Source organism: uncultured Massilia sp. (assembly GCF_913773735.1).
Classification (GTDB): Bacteria; Pseudomonadota; Gammaproteobacteria; order Burkholderiales; family Burkholderiaceae_D; genus Telluria.
In genome coordinates, this window is sequence record NZ_CAJYEB010000021.1 from 57,527 (window position 1) to 72,039 (window position 14,513).

Consider the following 14,513-nt stretch of genomic DNA (forward strand, 5'->3'; position numbering starts at 1 on the left):
TTTTTTAAGGAGCGTAAAATACCACTTTGCGCAGTATCCGCGGAGTTAATGACAACTTGCGAAGCGGAATATAAATATCGCTAAAGCGTCGCAGGCCTTTGATGCTGCGGCTATTTTTTCAACAGTATCAGGAGCCTCAATGTCTTCCAACGACTTCCTCTTCACCTCCGAGTCCGTCTCGGAAGGCCATCCCGACAAGGTCGCCGACCAGATTTCCGACGCCATCCTCGACGCCATCCTGGAACAGGATCCGCGCGCGCGCGTGGCCGCCGAAACCCTGTGCAACACGGGCCTGGTGGTGCTGGCCGGGGAGATCACGACGCACGCAAACGTCGATTATATTCAAGTTGCGCGGAATACCATCAAGCGCATCGGTTACGACAACACCGATTTCGGCATCGACTACAAGGGTTGCGCCGTGATGGTCTGCTACGACAAGCAGTCGCCGGACATCGCCCAGGGCGTGGACGAAGGCGCGGGCCTGGACCTCGACCAGGGCGCCGGCGACCAGGGCCTGATGTTCGGCTACGCCTGCGACGAGACGCCGGAACTGATGCCGGCCGCGATCTACTACGCGCACCGCCTGGTCGAGCGCCAGTCGCAGCTGCGCAAGGACGGTCGCCTGCCGTGGCTGCGTCCGGACGCGAAATCCCAGGTCACGCTGCGCTACGTGAACGGCCGTCCGGTGTCGGTGAACACCGTCGTGCTGTCCACCCAGCACGCGCCGGAAGTCTCGCACAGCCAGATCGAGGAAGCCGTCATCGAGGAGATCATCAAGCCGGTGCTGCCGAAGGAATGGCTGCAGGACACCCGCTACCTGGTCAACCCGACCGGCCGCTTCGTCATCGGCGGCCCGCAGGGCGACTGCGGCCTGACCGGCCGCAAGATCATCGTCGACACCTACGGCGGCGCGGCCCCGCACGGCGGCGGCGCGTTCTCCGGCAAGGACCCGTCCAAGGTCGACCGCTCGGCCGCCTACGCCGCCCGCTACGTGGCCAAGAACGTCGTGGCCGCCGGCCTGGCGCGCCAGTGCCAGGTGCAGGTCAGCTACGCGATCGGCGTGGCCAAGCCGATCAACATCACGGTCTACACCGAAGGCACCGGCGTGATCCCGGACGACAAGATCGCCGAACTGGTGGCAGAGCACTTCGACCTGCGTCCGAAGGGCATCGTGCAGATGCTCGACCTGCTGCGCCCGATCTACCAGAAGAGCGCCGCCTACGGCCACTTCGGCCGCGAAGAGCCGGAATTCAGCTGGGAGCGCACCGACAAGGCGGCGCTGCTGCGCGCCGAAGCCGGGCTGGCGTAATGCATGGTGCGCCCGGGGAGCGCACCCTACGGTGCCGCACGAAGCCGTAGCGTGCGCACCCCCTGCGCACCCCGTGCGCACCATCTGCATGCCTTGCCGCGGTGTCCACTCCGCGCCGACCCGTGCTAAACTTATGAATTCCGAGGAGCGTTGCGACGAAAGTTTTCTCTTTCGCCAGGCTCGGATCATCAACACCGCGCTCACGTTACTTTTTTCTCTACTTGAAAGGAGGGCGTGATGAGCGCCGTACTCAATACCCCGACCAGCACCACCCAGGACTACCTCGTTGCCGACATCGGCCTCGCCTCGTGGGGCGAGAAGGAAATCCGCATCGCCGAAACCGAAATGCCGGGCCTGATGGCCATCCGCGAGGAATACGCGGCCGCCCAGCCCTTGAAGGGCGCGCGCATCGCCGGTTCGCTGCACATGACCATCCAGACCGCCGTGCTGATCCGCACGCTGGAAGCCCTGGGCGCCACCGTGCGCTGGGCATCGTGCAACATCTACTCGACCCAGGACCACGCCGCCGCCGCCATCGCCTCGGTCGGCACGCCGGTGTTCGCCATCAAGGGCGAAACCCTGGACGAGTACTGGGAATACACCCACCGCATCTTCGAGTGGAAGGATGGCCAGTACGCCAACATGATCCTCGACGACGGCGGCGACGCCACGCTGCTGCTGCACCTGGGCGTGCGCGCCGAGAAGGACATCTCGGTGCTGGACAAGCCGGGCTCGGAAGAAGAAATCTGCCTGTTCAACGCGATCAAGGGCCGCCTGGCCGCCGACCCGCAGTGGTACTCGAAGCGCCTGCCGGAAATCAAGGGCGTGACCGAGGAAACCACCACCGGCGTGCACCGCCTGTACCAGATGCATGCCGAAGGCAAGCTGGCCTTCCCGGCCATTAACGTCAACGACTCCGTCACCAAGTCGAAGTTCGACAACCTGTACGGCTGCCGCGAATCGCTGGTCGACGGCATCAAGCGCGCCACCGACGTGATGGTGGCCGGCAAGGTCGCCGTCGTCGCCGGCTACGGCGACGTGGGCAAGGGCTCGGCCCAGGCGCTGCGCGCGCTGTCGGCCCAGGTCTGGGTCACCGAGATCGACCCGATCTGCGCGCTGCAGGCGGCGATGGAAGGCTACCGCGTCGTGACGATGGACTACGCCGCCGAACACGGCGACATCTTCGTCACCTGCACCGGCAACTACCACGTCATCACCGAAGCGCACATGCTCAAGATGAAGGACCAGGCGATCGTCTGCAACATCGGCCACTTCGACAACGAGATCGAAGTCGCGGCGCTGAAGAAATACCAGTGGGAAAACATCAAGCCGCAGGTCGACCACGTCATCTTCCCGGATGGCAAGCGCATCATCCTGCTGGCCGAAGGCCGCCTGGTGAACCTGGGTTGCGGCACGGGCCACCCGTCCTACGTGATGAGCTCGTCGTTCGCGAACCAGACCATCGCCCAGATCGAGCTGTTCAGCAACACGGCCGCCTACCCGGTCGGCGTGTACACGCTGCCGAAAAAGCTGGACGAGAAGGTCGCGCGCCTGCAGCTGAAAAAGCTGAACGCCCAGCTGACCGAGCTGACCGAAGAGCAGGCCGCCTACATCTCGGTCAGCAAGGAAGGTCCGTACAAGCCGGAACATTACCGTTATTAATCTCTGGTAATCTCTTCCGTGACATGGCGTCCGGCAACAATGCGTTGCCCGGCGCCCCGGACCACCTTGCGCGGTCCGGTCCCGCTGCCCTGAGGTGGCGCCCGTCGGGTGCCGCGCCGGGGCCGGCCGGACCTGCTCGCCCTCACGAAAGACACCGACAATGCGCTTGCTCCTGACCTGGCTGATCAATGCCCTCGCCCTGATGGCCTTGCCCTACCTGATGCACTCCGTGACCGTCACCCATTTCGGCAGCGCCCTCGTGGCCGCGCTGGTCCTGGGCCTGGTCAATACCCTGATCCGTCCCGTGCTGGTCGTGCTGACGCTGCCGGTGACCCTGGTATCCCTCGGCCTGTTCATCCTGGTCATCAATGCATTGCTGTTCTGGCTGGTCGCGAACATCGTCGACGGCTTCCACGTGGCCGGATTCTGGTCGGCCTTCCTGGCCGCGATCCTGTACAGCGTGATTTCGTGGGCACTTTCCACCCTATTGCTCAAGAAAGACGATGGCAACCCCTGACATCAGCATCGAGTTCTTCCCGCCCAAGACGCCCGAGGGCGCGGAAAAACTGCGCGTCGCGCGGCACAAGCTGGCCGCGCTGCATCCCAAGTATTTTTCCGTGACCTTCGGCGCGGGCGGCAGTACCCAGCAGGGTACGCTGTCCACCGTCCTCGAGATCCAGGCCGAAGGCCACGAGGCGGCGCCGCACCTGTCCTGCGTCGGCGCCACGCGCGCGTCGATCCGCGCCATCCTGGACGAGTTCCGGGCCAAGGGCATCCGCCGCATCGTCGCCCTGCGCGGCGACTTGCCGAGCGGCTATGGCGGCGCCGGCGAACTGCGCTACGCCAGCGAACTGGTCGAATTCATCCGCGCGGAGACGGGCGACTGGTTCCACATCGAGGTGGCCGCGTACCCGGAAATGCATCCGCAGGCGCGTTCGCCGCAGGACGACCTGCAGGCCTTCGCGCGCAAGGTGCAAGCCGGCGCGAACGCCGCGATCACCCAGTATTTCTACAATCCGGACGCCTATTTCCAGTTCGTCGAGAATGCGCGCAGGATCGGCATCGACGTGCCGATCGTGGCCGGCATCATGCCGATCACCAACTTCACCCAGCTGATGCGTTTTTCCGACATGTGCGGCGCCGAGATCCCGCGCTGGATCCGCCTGAAGCTGGCCAGCTTCGGCGACGATTCCGCCTCGATCAAGGCGTTCGGCCTGGACGTGGTCAGCAGCCTGTGCGAGCGCCTGCTCGCCGGCGGCGCCCCGGGCCTGCATTTCTACAGCATGAACCAGGCCGCGGCCACCACCGCGATCTGGCAGCGCCTGCACGGCGCCTGAGCACGGCGCCTGAGCACGGCGCCACAGTACGGCGCCTGGGCACGGCGGCGGCGCCGGGCGCGCGTCAGGTGATTCGGCTCGCCTCGGTCACGACGACGTCCAGCGGCACGTCGTGCGGGGCGTGCGAGAACTGCGCCTGCTGGCTGCTGTAGGCGATGCCCAGCGTGTACGGGCGCGGCGCCGCTTCCAGCGTGCGGTCGTAGTAGCCGCCGCCGTAGCCCAGCCGGTATCCCTCGGCATTGAAGCCCAGGCAGGGCACCAGCAGGGCGGGCGGGCGCGCGACGAAGCGCAGCGCGGCGGGCACCTGCACCCCCATCTCGTCCGGGATCGTCGGTTCGCCCGGCGTCCAGGCGGTGAAGGCGAGCGGGGCGTCGCGCTCCATCACTACCGGCAGCGCCAGCTGCACGCCGGCCGCGTGCAGCTCCGCATAGGCGGCGCGCAGGTCCGGTTCGCCGGCCAGCGGCCAGTACACCCCGACCGCCGCGACCTGGCGCAGGCGCCACCAGGCGACGACCTGGGCGCCGATGCGCGCATCCCACTGGACCTTGATTGCCGGGTCCAGCCCCCCACGTGCTGTCCTGAGCGCCTTGCGCAATGCCGCCTTGGCTGCCTGCCTGAGGCTGGTTTCGCCCGCGTCCGCTTCTGGCAGGGCGTCGGGGCCGCGTGGTATTCTTGGTTCGCCGGTCATGGATGAAATGCAGCCTTTACTGAAAACTGGTTTGATGTTCTCACAGAAAACGTTCACCGGCACCGCCACGCTTGGCGCTGCCAGCTTCGCCGCCAGCCTCGCCATCAGCATCGCCGCCAGCCTGTTGGCGACGCCGGCGGGCGCCCGCGCCCAGTCCGCGCCGCCGGCGCCTGCCGCCGGTACGCCCGCCGCCGGTACGCCCGGCAACGTCGCCGTGCTCGTTCCGGCCGCGCCGTCGGATGCCCAGCGCGAGCAGGACGAGCTGTTCGCCCAGCTGCGCGAGGCCGCGCGCGTCAACAATGCCGACAAGGCGGCCGACCTGGCGGCGCGCCTGCCGGACTACGCCATTCCCTCGTATGTCGACTATTATCGGCTGAAACCGCGGTTGCGCGACGCCAGCAACCAGGAGGTGCTGGACTTCCTGAAGCGCTGGGACGGCAGCGCGATCGCCGACCGCATGCGCAACGACTGGCTGCTCGAGCTCGGCCGCAAGCGCGACTGGGCCAGCTTCGACCGCGAACTGCCGCTGTTCGTCAAGAACGACGATTACCAGGTCAAGTGCTATGCGCTGCTGTCGCGCGCCATGAAGGGCCAGAACGTGGCGGCGGCGGCGCGCGTCCTGCTCGACAATCCGCCGCTGTACGGCGAAGCCTGCGCGGCGCTGGTCGCCCAGCTGGCCCAGTCCGGGCAATTCTCGCGGGCCGACCTGCTGGCCCAGCTGCGCCTGGCCGGCGAGCAGCATGCGACGGGGCCGTCGCGCCGCACGGCCCTGCTGCTGGACGGCTCCGACACCCGTGCCGCCCAGGCCGTCGACCTGCCGGCGGTGGCGCTGGCGCGCGGCATCGGCAACACCCGCGTCGAGCACGAGATCTACCTGGTCGCCGTGGGGCGCATGGCGCGCACCAGCGTCAAGCTGGCCGCGGTGGCGCTGAACAAGAACGCGCCCAGGCTGTCGGCCGAGGAACGCGCGATCGGCTGGTCCAACGTCGCGCTGGGCGCATCGCTGAAGCTCGACCCGGATGCCTACGGCTACTGGCAGCGCGCGGCCGGCGCGCCGCTGTCCGCCTTCCAGGCCGAGTGGAAGACCCGCATCGCGCTGCGCCGCGGCGACTGGAAGATGGTGCGCGCGACGATCGAGGCGATGCCGGCCGAGCAGCAGGCGCAGTCGGCCTGGACCTACTGGCTCGGGCGCGCCCTGCTGGCGCAGGGCCGGCGCGAGGATGCGCAGGCGCTGTTCCGCCGCATCGGCGACCAGAACAGTTTCTATGGGCAACTGGCGATGGAAGAGATGGGCATGCAGGTCACGATCCCGCCCGCCGCCACGCCGCCCACGCCCGCCGAGCTGGCCCAGGTGGCTGCCAACCCCGGCTTCAGGCGTGCGCTGAAATTCTTCTCGATGCGCATGCGCTTCGAGGGCACGCGCGAATGGAACTGGACGCTGAACGGCTTCACCGAGCGCCAGCTGCTGGCCGCCGCCGAATACGCGCGCCAGAACGCCATCCTCGACCGCATGGTGAATACCTCGGAGCGCACGCGCACCGAGTTCGATTACACGCAGCGCTTCCCGGCCCCGCACGACGACATCCTGCATCCGGCCGCCCAGGGCCTGGGCCTGGACCACGCCTGGGTGTACGGCCTGATCCGTCAGGAATCGCGCTTCATCAGCGACGCGCGCTCCGGCGTCGGCGCGTCCGGCCTGATGCAGGTGATGCCGTCGACCGGCAAGTGGGTCGCCGAGAAGATCGGCCTGACGGACTACGCGCACGACATGCTGCACGACATCCGCACCAACATCACGCTGGGCACCAATTACCTGAGCATGGTGCTGGGCAATGCGGAAGGGTCGCAGGTGCTGGCGACGGCCGCCTACAACGCCGGCCCCGGCCGCGCGCGTACCTGGCGCGGCCTGCTGGACGCGCCGATGGAGGGCGCGATCTTCGTCGAAAGCATTCCCTTCGAGGAAACCCGCACTTATGTGCGCAACGTGATGTCCAACGCGACGAACTACGCGGCGCTGTTCGACAAGCGTCCCCAGTCGCTCAAGGCCCGGCTGGGAACGATCACGCCGCGCGGCAACGCCATCGGCCTGCCCTGAGCGAGGTCCCCATGCGCCCGTCGTCGGTAGTGTTGTTCGGAGGAACAGGATTCATCGGCGGCCACCTGGCGGCCCGGCTGGCCGAGCACGATCTCACCATCGTGGTGCCGACGCGCCACGAGGGACACGCGACGCGCCTGCTGCCGCTGCCGGGCGTCGACGTCGTCGCCGCGCGCGTGGGCGAGGGCGCGGAAGGCGACGCCGCGCTGCGCCGCCTGGTGGCCGGGCGCGATGCCGTCATCAACCTGGTCGGCATCCTGCACTCGCGCCGCGGCGACCCTTACGGTCCCGACTTCCGCCGGGTCCACGTCGACCTGCCGCGCCGCATCGTCGACGCCTGCGCGCGCGAGGGCGTGCCGCGCTACCTGCACATGAGCGCGCTGGGCGCCGACCCGCGCGGGCCGTCGATGTACCAGCGCTCCAAGGCCGACGGCGAGGCCGCGGCGCACGGCCGGCCCGAGGTGGCGGCGACGGTGTTCCGCCCCTCCGTCGTGTTCGGCCCCGACGACCAGTTCCTGAACATGTTCGCGCGTCTGCAGCGCCACCTGCCCGTGGTGCCGCTGGCCTGCGCCGGCGCGCGCTTCCAGCCGGTGTACGTCGGCGACGTGGCCGAGGCCTTCGTGCGCGCGCTGCTCGACCCGCACGCGGCCGGCAAGACCTACGAGCTGGGCGGGCCGCAGGCCTATACCCTGGCCGAACTGGTGCGCCTGGCCGGGCGCTGGTCCGGGCACGAGCGCCGCGTCGTCGCGCTGCCCGATGCGCTGGCGCGGCTGCAGGCGCGCCTGTTCGAACTGCTGCCCGGCACCCCGTTGATCACGCGCGACAACCTGGACTCGATGCGGGTCGACAATATCGTCCGCCCGGACACGCAGGCCTTGACAGCGGCGGCGCTGGGAATCAAAGTCACAGCGCTCGAGGCGGTGGCGCCGCAGATGCTGGCGCCGCGCGACCGCCTCGACGTCCTCGGCGCCCGTGCCGGCCGCTGACCACGTCTTCCTCATCCAACGGAACACCATGCAGACCATCGAACTCGATCCCACCCTGTCGCAAACCCTCGACAATGCCCGCGCCGCCGGCCTGACCCTGGTCATCGGCAACAAGAACTATTCGTCGTGGTCGATGCGACCCTGGGTGGCGGCCGTCGCCGCCGGGATCCCGTTCACCGAGGTGCGCGTGCTGCTCGACCAGCCCGACACCGCCGCCAACATCGCGCGCTATTCCGCCGCCGGACGCGTGCCGGTGCTGCTGGCCGGCGAGATGACGATCTGGGACAGCCTGGCGATCTGCGAATACCTGGCCGAGCAGTTCCCCGACAAGCACCTGTGGCCGCAGGACGCCGCGGCGCGCGCGCTGGCGCGTGCCGTCGTGTGCGAGATGCATTCCGGCTTCGTCGACCTGCGCAGCGCGATGTCGATGAACATCAAGGCGCGCCTGCCGGGCCGCGGCCGCACGCCGGGCGCCCAGGCCGACATCGGCCGCATCTGCGAGATCTGGGAGGAATGCCTGGCGCGCTTCGGCCACCACCGCTTCCTGTTCGGCGATTTCTCCATCGCCGACGCCTTCTTCGCGCCGGTCGTGATGCGCTTCAAGACCTATGGCGTCACCATGGCCCCGGCCCTGCAGGCCTATTGCGAGCGGGTGCAGGCGCATCCGGCGGTATCGCGCTGGGTGACCGAAGCGCTGGCGGAAACCGAGATCGCCGCCGCCCACGAAGACGAGCTGCCGGACTGATGGCGATGCGCGTGTACGTCGTCGGCGGCGCGGTCCGCGATGCGCTGCTCGGGCTGCCGGTGCAGGACCACGACTGGGTCGTCGTCGGCGCCACCCCGGAACAGATGCTGGCCCGGGGCTTCCGCCCGGTCGGCAAGGACTTCCCCGTGTTCCTGCATCCGCAGACGCAGGAGGAGTACGCGCTGGCGCGCACCGAGCGCAAGACGGCGCCGGGCTACCATGGCTTCGTGTTCCACACCGCGCCCGACGTCAGGCTCGAAGACGACCTGGTGCGGCGCGACCTCACCATCAATGCGATGGCGCGGGCCGAGGACGGCAGCATCGTCGACCCCTACGGCGGCCGCCGCGACCTGCGGGACCGCATCTTCCGCCACGTGTCCGACGCCTTCGCCGAGGACCCGGTGCGCATCCTGCGCCTGGCGCGTTTCGCCGCGCGCTTCGCCGAATTCCGCGTGGCCGGCGAGACGCTGGCCCTGATGCGCCGCATGGTGGACGAGGGCGAGGTCGACGCGCTGGTGCCGGAACGCGTCTGGCAGGAACTGGCGCGCGGCCTGATGGAGCGCACGCCTTCGCGCATGGTCGACGTGCTGCGCGATTGCGGCGCGCTGGCGCGCATCCTGCCCGAGCTGGACGCGGCCTGGGACGCGGCGCTGGCCGCGCGCATCGACCGCGCCGCCGCCCGCCCGCTGGCGCTGCCGGTGCGCTTCGCCGTGCTGCTGGCCGGCATGGACCAGGAGGCGATCGCCGCGCTATGCAAGCGCCTGCGCGTGCCGGCCGACTGCCGCGACCTGGCCGTCATGACGGCGCGCGAACTGGACGCCATCGGCCGCGCGCCGGCGCTCTCGGCGCAAGAGATCGTCGCGCTGCTCGAACGCAGCGACGGCTTCCGCAAGCCGGAGCGCTTCGCCCAGATGCTGCTGGCGGCCGAATGCGTCGAATGCGCCGCATCCGCCGCCCACGGGGCCTTCCTGCTGCGCGCCCTGGACGCGGCGCGCGCCGTGAACGCCGGCGAGGTGGCGGCGCGTTGCGCCGACAAGGCGGCAATTCCGGCGGCGGTGCGGGCGGCGCGGGTGGCCGCCGTCGCAGGTGTTGTATCGATGCAAGCGACGTCCGCACCGTAGCCCCCGCGCCAGCCGGAGCATGGCCGATCCGCTACAATGACGGCATTGGTGCAGTGCACAAAAACCGAGGCGAACATGCAGGACAATCCACTCCGGCGCTGGCTGACGAGCCTGCTGGCCAGGAAAGGCGGCAAGACCGTGCTGGTCAAGGCCTTGAGCAAGCGCGACCGCCGCCGCGTACTGCGCCATTTCCTTGCCCTCGACAAGGATGACCGCCTGCTGCGCTTCGGCAGCATGCTGCCGGACGAGCAGGTCACGGCCTACGTGAACAAGCTCGATTTCGCGCACGACATCGTGTTCGGCGTCTACAACACCAGGTTCCAGCTCGTCGGCGTCGGCCACCTGGCCTTCACGTCGAAGGAAGCGCACCCCGACAGCATCCACTACACCGACAAGGAAAAGGTGGCCGAGTTCGGCGTCTCCGTCTCGAAGTCGGCGCGCGGGCAGGGCGTGGGCACGCGCCTGTTCGAGCGCGCGGCCGTCCATTGCCGCAACGTCGACGTCGATACCCTCTACATGCAGTGCCTGTCGTCGAACCGCACGATGATGCACATCGCGAAAAAGGCCGGCATGGAGATCCACCGCGAATACGGCGAGGCCGACGCCCACCTCCACCTGCCGCCGCCCAGCCCGTCCAGCGTGCTGGCCGAGGCGCTGGAAGAGCAGATGGCCAAGATCGACTACACCGTCAAGTCGAACGCGCGCGCCGCGCTCAGGTTCCTGCTGCCCCGGCGCTGAGTCGCGGGCGCGCGGCGCCGTGCGCGGCCTCAGGCCAGCGCGGCGCCGGCCTCCATGTCGTCCATCAGTGCGGCGATCGCTGCCAGCGACGGTGGCGTCGCGCCCGCCGCCAGGCAGGCCGCGGCGCCGGCCGCCACCGCGAAGCGCAGGTGCGCCAGGCCGTCGCGCGCGGGGGCGTGCAGCATGCTCCAGGCCAGCGCGGCGATCGAGGCGTCGCCGGCGCCGACGGTGTCCACCGGATCGATGCGCGGCGCCGCCACCTGCCAGGCCGCGCCCTGCCAGTGCAGCGAGGCGCCCTGCGCGCCCCTGGTGTACAGGTAGCAGGCGTCCGGGTTCCAGGCGCGCAGCGTGGCGAACGCCGCATCGGCATCGTCCGTGCGCAGCAGGCCGATGAGGTCTTCTTCCGAGACTTTGACCACGTCGGCCAGCGCCGTCATGCGGCGCAGGGTCGGGTCGTAGGCCTCGTCCATGAGGGCGCGGAAGTTCGGGTCGTAGCTGATGCGCACCCCGTCGCGCTTGAGCGACTCGGCCAGCGCCACCAGCTTGCCGGCCAGCGGCTGGCGCGCCAGGCTGATGCCGCCGAAATGGGCCCAGCGGCAGTGCGCGCGCCAGCCGGCCGGCAGCCGGTCGGCGTCGAAGTGCAGGTCGGCGCTGTCGTCGCCGACGAAGAAATAGCTGGGCGGGTCGAGCCGGTGCACGATCGCCAGCAGCGGCGACTTGTCCAGGCGCTGGACGAAGCGCGCGTCCAGCCCGGCGTCCAGGCTGGCCTGCCACAGCTGCGCGCCGAACACGTCGCGGCTGATGGCGCCGGCGAAGGCGCTGGGCGTGCCCAGCTGCGCCATCGCGCGCGCCACGTTCCAGGTCGAGCCGCCGGTGACGCTGGTCCAGCGCGTCGCGGCCTGCTGGTCGTCGGCGGCGACGATCATGTCGGTCAGCGCCTCGCCGGCCGCCACGAACAGGGGGAATTCCGGGGCCGCCATCTCAATCCTCCAGCACGTTCAGCACCTCGTAGCAGGCGCCCATCGTGTGGTAGTCGACCTTGCCGGCCGGGCTCTTTTCGTCGCTCAGCTTGTCGTTGGCCGGGCCGAGGATGCGGTACCAGGCGCCGTGCTCGTGGTCGACGAAGTGCTCCCAGCTGTAGGCCCAGATGCGGTCGTACCAGTCCCAGTAGGCCGCTTCGCCGGTGCGCGCGCCCAGCAGGGCCGCCGCCGCCAGGCTCTCGGCCTGGACCCAGAAGTACTTGTCGGCGTCGCACACGCCGCCGTCCGGCGCGAAGCCGTAGACGATGCCGCCGTGCTGCGCATCCCAGGCATGCGACAGCGCCGCGTCGAACAGCTGCCGGGCGCGCGGCACCAGCCAGTCGGCCGGGCCCTGCAGGTGGTCCTGGTGGCGTTCCATGATCAGGAGCAGCTTGGCCCACTCGGTCAGGTGGCCCGGCTGGTAGCCCCAGGGGCGGAAGATGTTGGTCTTGTCGTCGCGGTTGTAGTCGGGATCGACCGACCAGTCGCTGCGGTAGTGTTCCCACACCAGGTTGCCGTACAGGGCGGCCTGGCGCACCGTGATGTTGCGCGCCAGCGTCTCGGCGCGGTGCAGGTAGCGCGCGTCGCCGGTCGCCTCGAAGGCGGCCAGCATCGCCTCGCAGGCATGCATGTTGGCGTTCTGGCCGCGGTAGCCGTCCACGCGCGACCAGTCGGCGCTGGCCTCGTCCGCGTACAGGCCGTGCTGCGGCTCCCAGAAGCGCCGTTCCATCAGGTCCCAGGTCTCTTCCAGCCAGGCGCGCGCGTCCCCGACGCCCGCCATCAGCGCATGGGCATAGGCCAGCAGCACGAAGGCCAGGCCGTAGCAGTGGTTGGTGGCGTCCAGCACCCTCTTGTCGCCCTGGTTCCAGTCGAGCATCCAGGCATAGCCGCCGGTGGCCTGGTCGCGGTGCGCCTCGCGCAGGAAGCGCAGCCCATGCAGCAGGCGCGTGCGGTCGGCCTCCTCGCCGAACTGGCGCCAGGCCATGGCGAAGTTGAACACGAAGCGCGTGCTGCTCACCAGGTGGCGGGTATGCGCGTCGTAGACCGTGCCGTCGTCCTTGTAGAAATGGTAGAAGCCGCCGCTCGGGTCGACGCAGCGCGGATCGTAGAAGCCGCGGGTATGGCGGATGTGCTGCAGCAGCACGGCGCGGGAATGGAAGTCGGGTAGCATCGTGGTCCTGGTTGGGGTTGGCCCGCGCCGCGGGAGGGCTTACCGGCGCGTGCGGAAGTCGTCGCAGACCGTGCTGGCGCGCACGATCAGTTCGACCGGGGAGACTTTTTCCACCGGCGGCTCCTGGGCGCCGCGCAGCAGCAGTTCGACGCCCAGCGCGCCCAGCTGCTTCTTGTCGATGCGCAGCGTGGTCAGCGGACGGTGGCCCAGCACGGCGCTGGAGATGTCGTCGAAGCCGACGATGGAGACGTCGTGCGGCACCGTGCGGCCGTTGGCCAGGCAGCAGCGCATCGCGACCAGCGCGGCCGCGTCGTTGTAGCAGAACACCGCGTCGGGCGGAAGGGGCAGGGCCAGCAGCGACTGCATCGCCTCGTAGGTGCCGGCCTCGAGGTCGAGGCCGTCGGGCAGGCACAGGTCCAGGCGCGGGTCGGCCAGGATGCCGGCCTCGAACAGCGCCTGGCGGTAGCCGCGGTTGCGCTCGCGCACGCTGTAGTGGCTGAGCGGTCCCGAGATCATCGCGATGCGTTCGCGGCCCAGTCCCAGCAGGTGCCTGGTCGCCAGGTAGCCGCCCATGTGGTTGTCCGGATTGACCGAGCTGTAGCCGCGCAGCTTCATGTCGATCAGCACCATCGGCTTGCCGCTGGCGCGCAGCGCCTCCAGCAGTTCCGGTTCGAAGAAGCCGGCGCAGACGATCGCGTCCGGCGCGTGCATGCGCAGCTGTTCGTTGACGCCGTCGGCCGGCCCCACCGCCATGAAGGACAGCACGATGCCCTGCTTGCGGCAGGCTTCCTCGGCGCCGTGCAGCACGGGCGAATAGAAGGGGCTGCTGGCGGCGGTGTTGTGCTGGCGGTGCAACAGGAAGGTGAGGCGGCGGATGCGCTTGCGGCGCAGCTTGCAGAAGTCGTAGCCGAGTTCGTGCGCCGCCGTCAGCACCATCTGGCGCGTGTGCTCGGTCAGGCCCGGCTCGTTCTTGAGGGCCCGCGAGATCGTGCCGGTCGAGACGCCGGCGTACTTGGCCAGGTCGCGGATCGTGACCGGCGAGGAACTGCTGCCCGTGGCAGCGGCGCGCGGGGATTCGGGGTTCACGCTGTCTCCGATGTCGTGTGCGGACGCCAGCGGCGTCATTTTTGGGATGAAGTCTTGCATACGACCATAGGCCGGTCAAACGCCGCCCTGCGGTGCCCGGCAAGTTTAGCCGGCTTTACTAAACAGCCGTTGGCGGATTATAGTAGCGTGATAAGAAATCGATTTCATGGCAATCCATGCCGGCGCCGGAGCGAACCGCCGCTGTTTAGCGGCGCTCGCTAAACTCGGCCGCGGCCGCCGGGCCGGGTTTGACCCTGTCCGTACCCGCTGGGCACAATGGATTTCCACTAAAAAAGCTGTCGCGCGCGGCCTCGACCCGGCCGCGGCGGCGAACCAGGAGACTGCATGGAACGCGTTTCACAGGCGGCGCCGCCGTCCGCAAGCCGGGCTGCGCCGGCCGGCAATACCTTTCCCCTCACCGTCGTCACCATCCTGTTCTTCATGTGGGGCCTGCTGACCTCGCTGAACGACGTCCTGATCCCGCACCTGAAGTCCGTCTACACGCTGAACTACGTGCAGGCGATGCTGGTGCAGTTCTGCTTCTTCGGCGCCTACT

At 69.0% G+C, this 14,513-nt stretch carries 13 protein-coding genes, 1 pseudogene and 1 riboswitch; of the genes and pseudogenes, 10 read left to right on the plus strand and 4 right to left on the minus strand.

The window, feature by feature from the left end:
- The first annotated feature begins 139 nt into the window (after positions 1-139).
- The 4 genes from metK to metF all read left to right on the plus strand — a co-directional run bounded on the left by metK (position 140) and on the right by metF (position 4,308).
- Positions 140-1,309 (plus strand): methionine adenosyltransferase, encoded by a 1,170-nt coding sequence (gene metK / locus QZ749_RS08755; RefSeq protein WP_296945568.1) that lies wholly within the window; start codon positions 140-142, stop codon positions 1,307-1,309.
- A 136-nt stretch (positions 1,310-1,445) separates the two neighbouring features.
- Positions 1,446-1,518, plus strand: a riboswitch (S-adenosyl-L-homocysteine riboswitch).
- Between the two features lie 28 nt (positions 1,519-1,546).
- A complete protein-coding gene (ahcY, locus tag QZ749_RS08760; protein WP_296945569.1) occupies positions 1,547-2,971 on the plus strand; it encodes an adenosylhomocysteinase in 1,425 nt (474 codons plus the stop codon).
- Between the two features lie 160 nt (positions 2,972-3,131).
- Entirely contained in the window at positions 3,132-3,488 is a 357-nt protein-coding gene (locus QZ749_RS08765; RefSeq protein WP_296945571.1) for a phage holin family protein, read from the plus strand.
- A complete protein-coding gene (metF, locus tag QZ749_RS08770; RefSeq protein ID WP_296945572.1) occupies positions 3,475-4,308 on the plus strand; it encodes a methylenetetrahydrofolate reductase [NAD(P)H] in 834 nt (277 codons plus the stop codon). Before QZ749_RS08765 ends, metF begins: the two co-directional genes overlap by 14 nt.
- Positions 4,309-4,372: 64 nt before the next feature.
- On the opposite strand, the gene QZ749_RS08775 is transcribed toward metF, so the two are convergent.
- Positions 4,373-4,996 (minus strand): 5-formyltetrahydrofolate cyclo-ligase, encoded by a 624-nt coding sequence (locus QZ749_RS08775; protein ID WP_296945574.1) that lies wholly within the window; start codon positions 4,994-4,996, stop codon positions 4,373-4,375.
- Positions 4,997-5,030: 34 nt separating this feature from the next.
- On the opposite strand from QZ749_RS08775, the gene QZ749_RS08780 reads away from it, so the two are divergent.
- From QZ749_RS08780 to QZ749_RS08800, 5 genes are all read left to right on the plus strand, one after another.
- The gene (locus QZ749_RS08780) at positions 5,031-7,091 is read left to right on the plus strand and encodes a lytic transglycosylase domain-containing protein (RefSeq protein WP_296945576.1); all 2,061 of its coding nucleotides are present in this window, start codon (positions 5,031-5,033) and stop codon (positions 7,089-7,091) included.
- Between the two features lie 11 nt (positions 7,092-7,102).
- Positions 7,103-8,077: a complex I NDUFA9 subunit family protein gene (locus QZ749_RS08785; RefSeq protein WP_296945578.1), complete on the plus strand. Its 975-nt coding sequence runs from the start codon at positions 7,103-7,105 to the stop codon at positions 8,075-8,077.
- A gap of 28 nt (positions 8,078-8,105) precedes the next feature.
- Positions 8,106-8,822, plus strand: a complete 717-nt coding sequence (locus QZ749_RS08790) for a glutathione S-transferase family protein (protein ID WP_296945579.1) — start codon at positions 8,106-8,108, stop codon at positions 8,820-8,822.
- A 5-nt stretch (positions 8,823-8,827) separates the two neighbouring features.
- Positions 8,828-9,943, plus strand: coding sequence for a multifunctional CCA tRNA nucleotidyl transferase/2'3'-cyclic phosphodiesterase/2'nucleotidase/phosphatase (locus QZ749_RS08795; protein ID WP_296945597.1), 1,116 nt, complete (start codon positions 8,828-8,830; stop codon positions 9,941-9,943).
- 75 nt (positions 9,944-10,018) lie between these two features.
- On the plus strand, positions 10,019-10,681 hold the full coding sequence (locus tag QZ749_RS08800; RefSeq protein WP_296945581.1) for a GNAT family N-acetyltransferase: 663 nt from the start codon (positions 10,019-10,021) through the stop codon (positions 10,679-10,681).
- 29 nt (positions 10,682-10,710) lie between these two features.
- On the opposite strand, the gene QZ749_RS08805 is transcribed toward QZ749_RS08800, so the two are convergent.
- The 3 genes from QZ749_RS08805 to QZ749_RS08815 are packed head-to-tail and all read right to left on the minus strand — an operon-like array spanning position 10,711 to position 13,957.
- Positions 10,711-11,661, minus strand: a complete 951-nt coding sequence (locus tag QZ749_RS08805; protein ID WP_296945583.1) for a carbohydrate kinase — start codon at positions 11,659-11,661, stop codon at positions 10,711-10,713.
- A gap of 1 nt (position 11,662) precedes the next feature.
- A complete protein-coding gene (locus tag QZ749_RS08810) occupies positions 11,663-12,871 on the minus strand; it encodes an AGE family epimerase/isomerase (RefSeq protein WP_296945585.1) in 1,209 nt (402 codons plus the stop codon).
- Between the two features lie 39 nt (positions 12,872-12,910).
- Positions 12,911-13,957 carry a LacI family DNA-binding transcriptional regulator gene (locus tag QZ749_RS08815; protein ID WP_296945587.1) on the minus strand — a complete coding sequence of 349 codons (1,047 nt, stop codon included), beginning with the start codon at positions 13,955-13,957 and terminating at the stop codon, positions 12,911-12,913.
- 345 nt (positions 13,958-14,302) lie between these two features.
- Here QZ749_RS08815 and QZ749_RS08820 point away from each other — a divergent pair.
- Positions 14,303-14,513: pseudogene (locus tag QZ749_RS08820) on the plus strand (glucose/galactose MFS transporter); the annotation flags it as partial.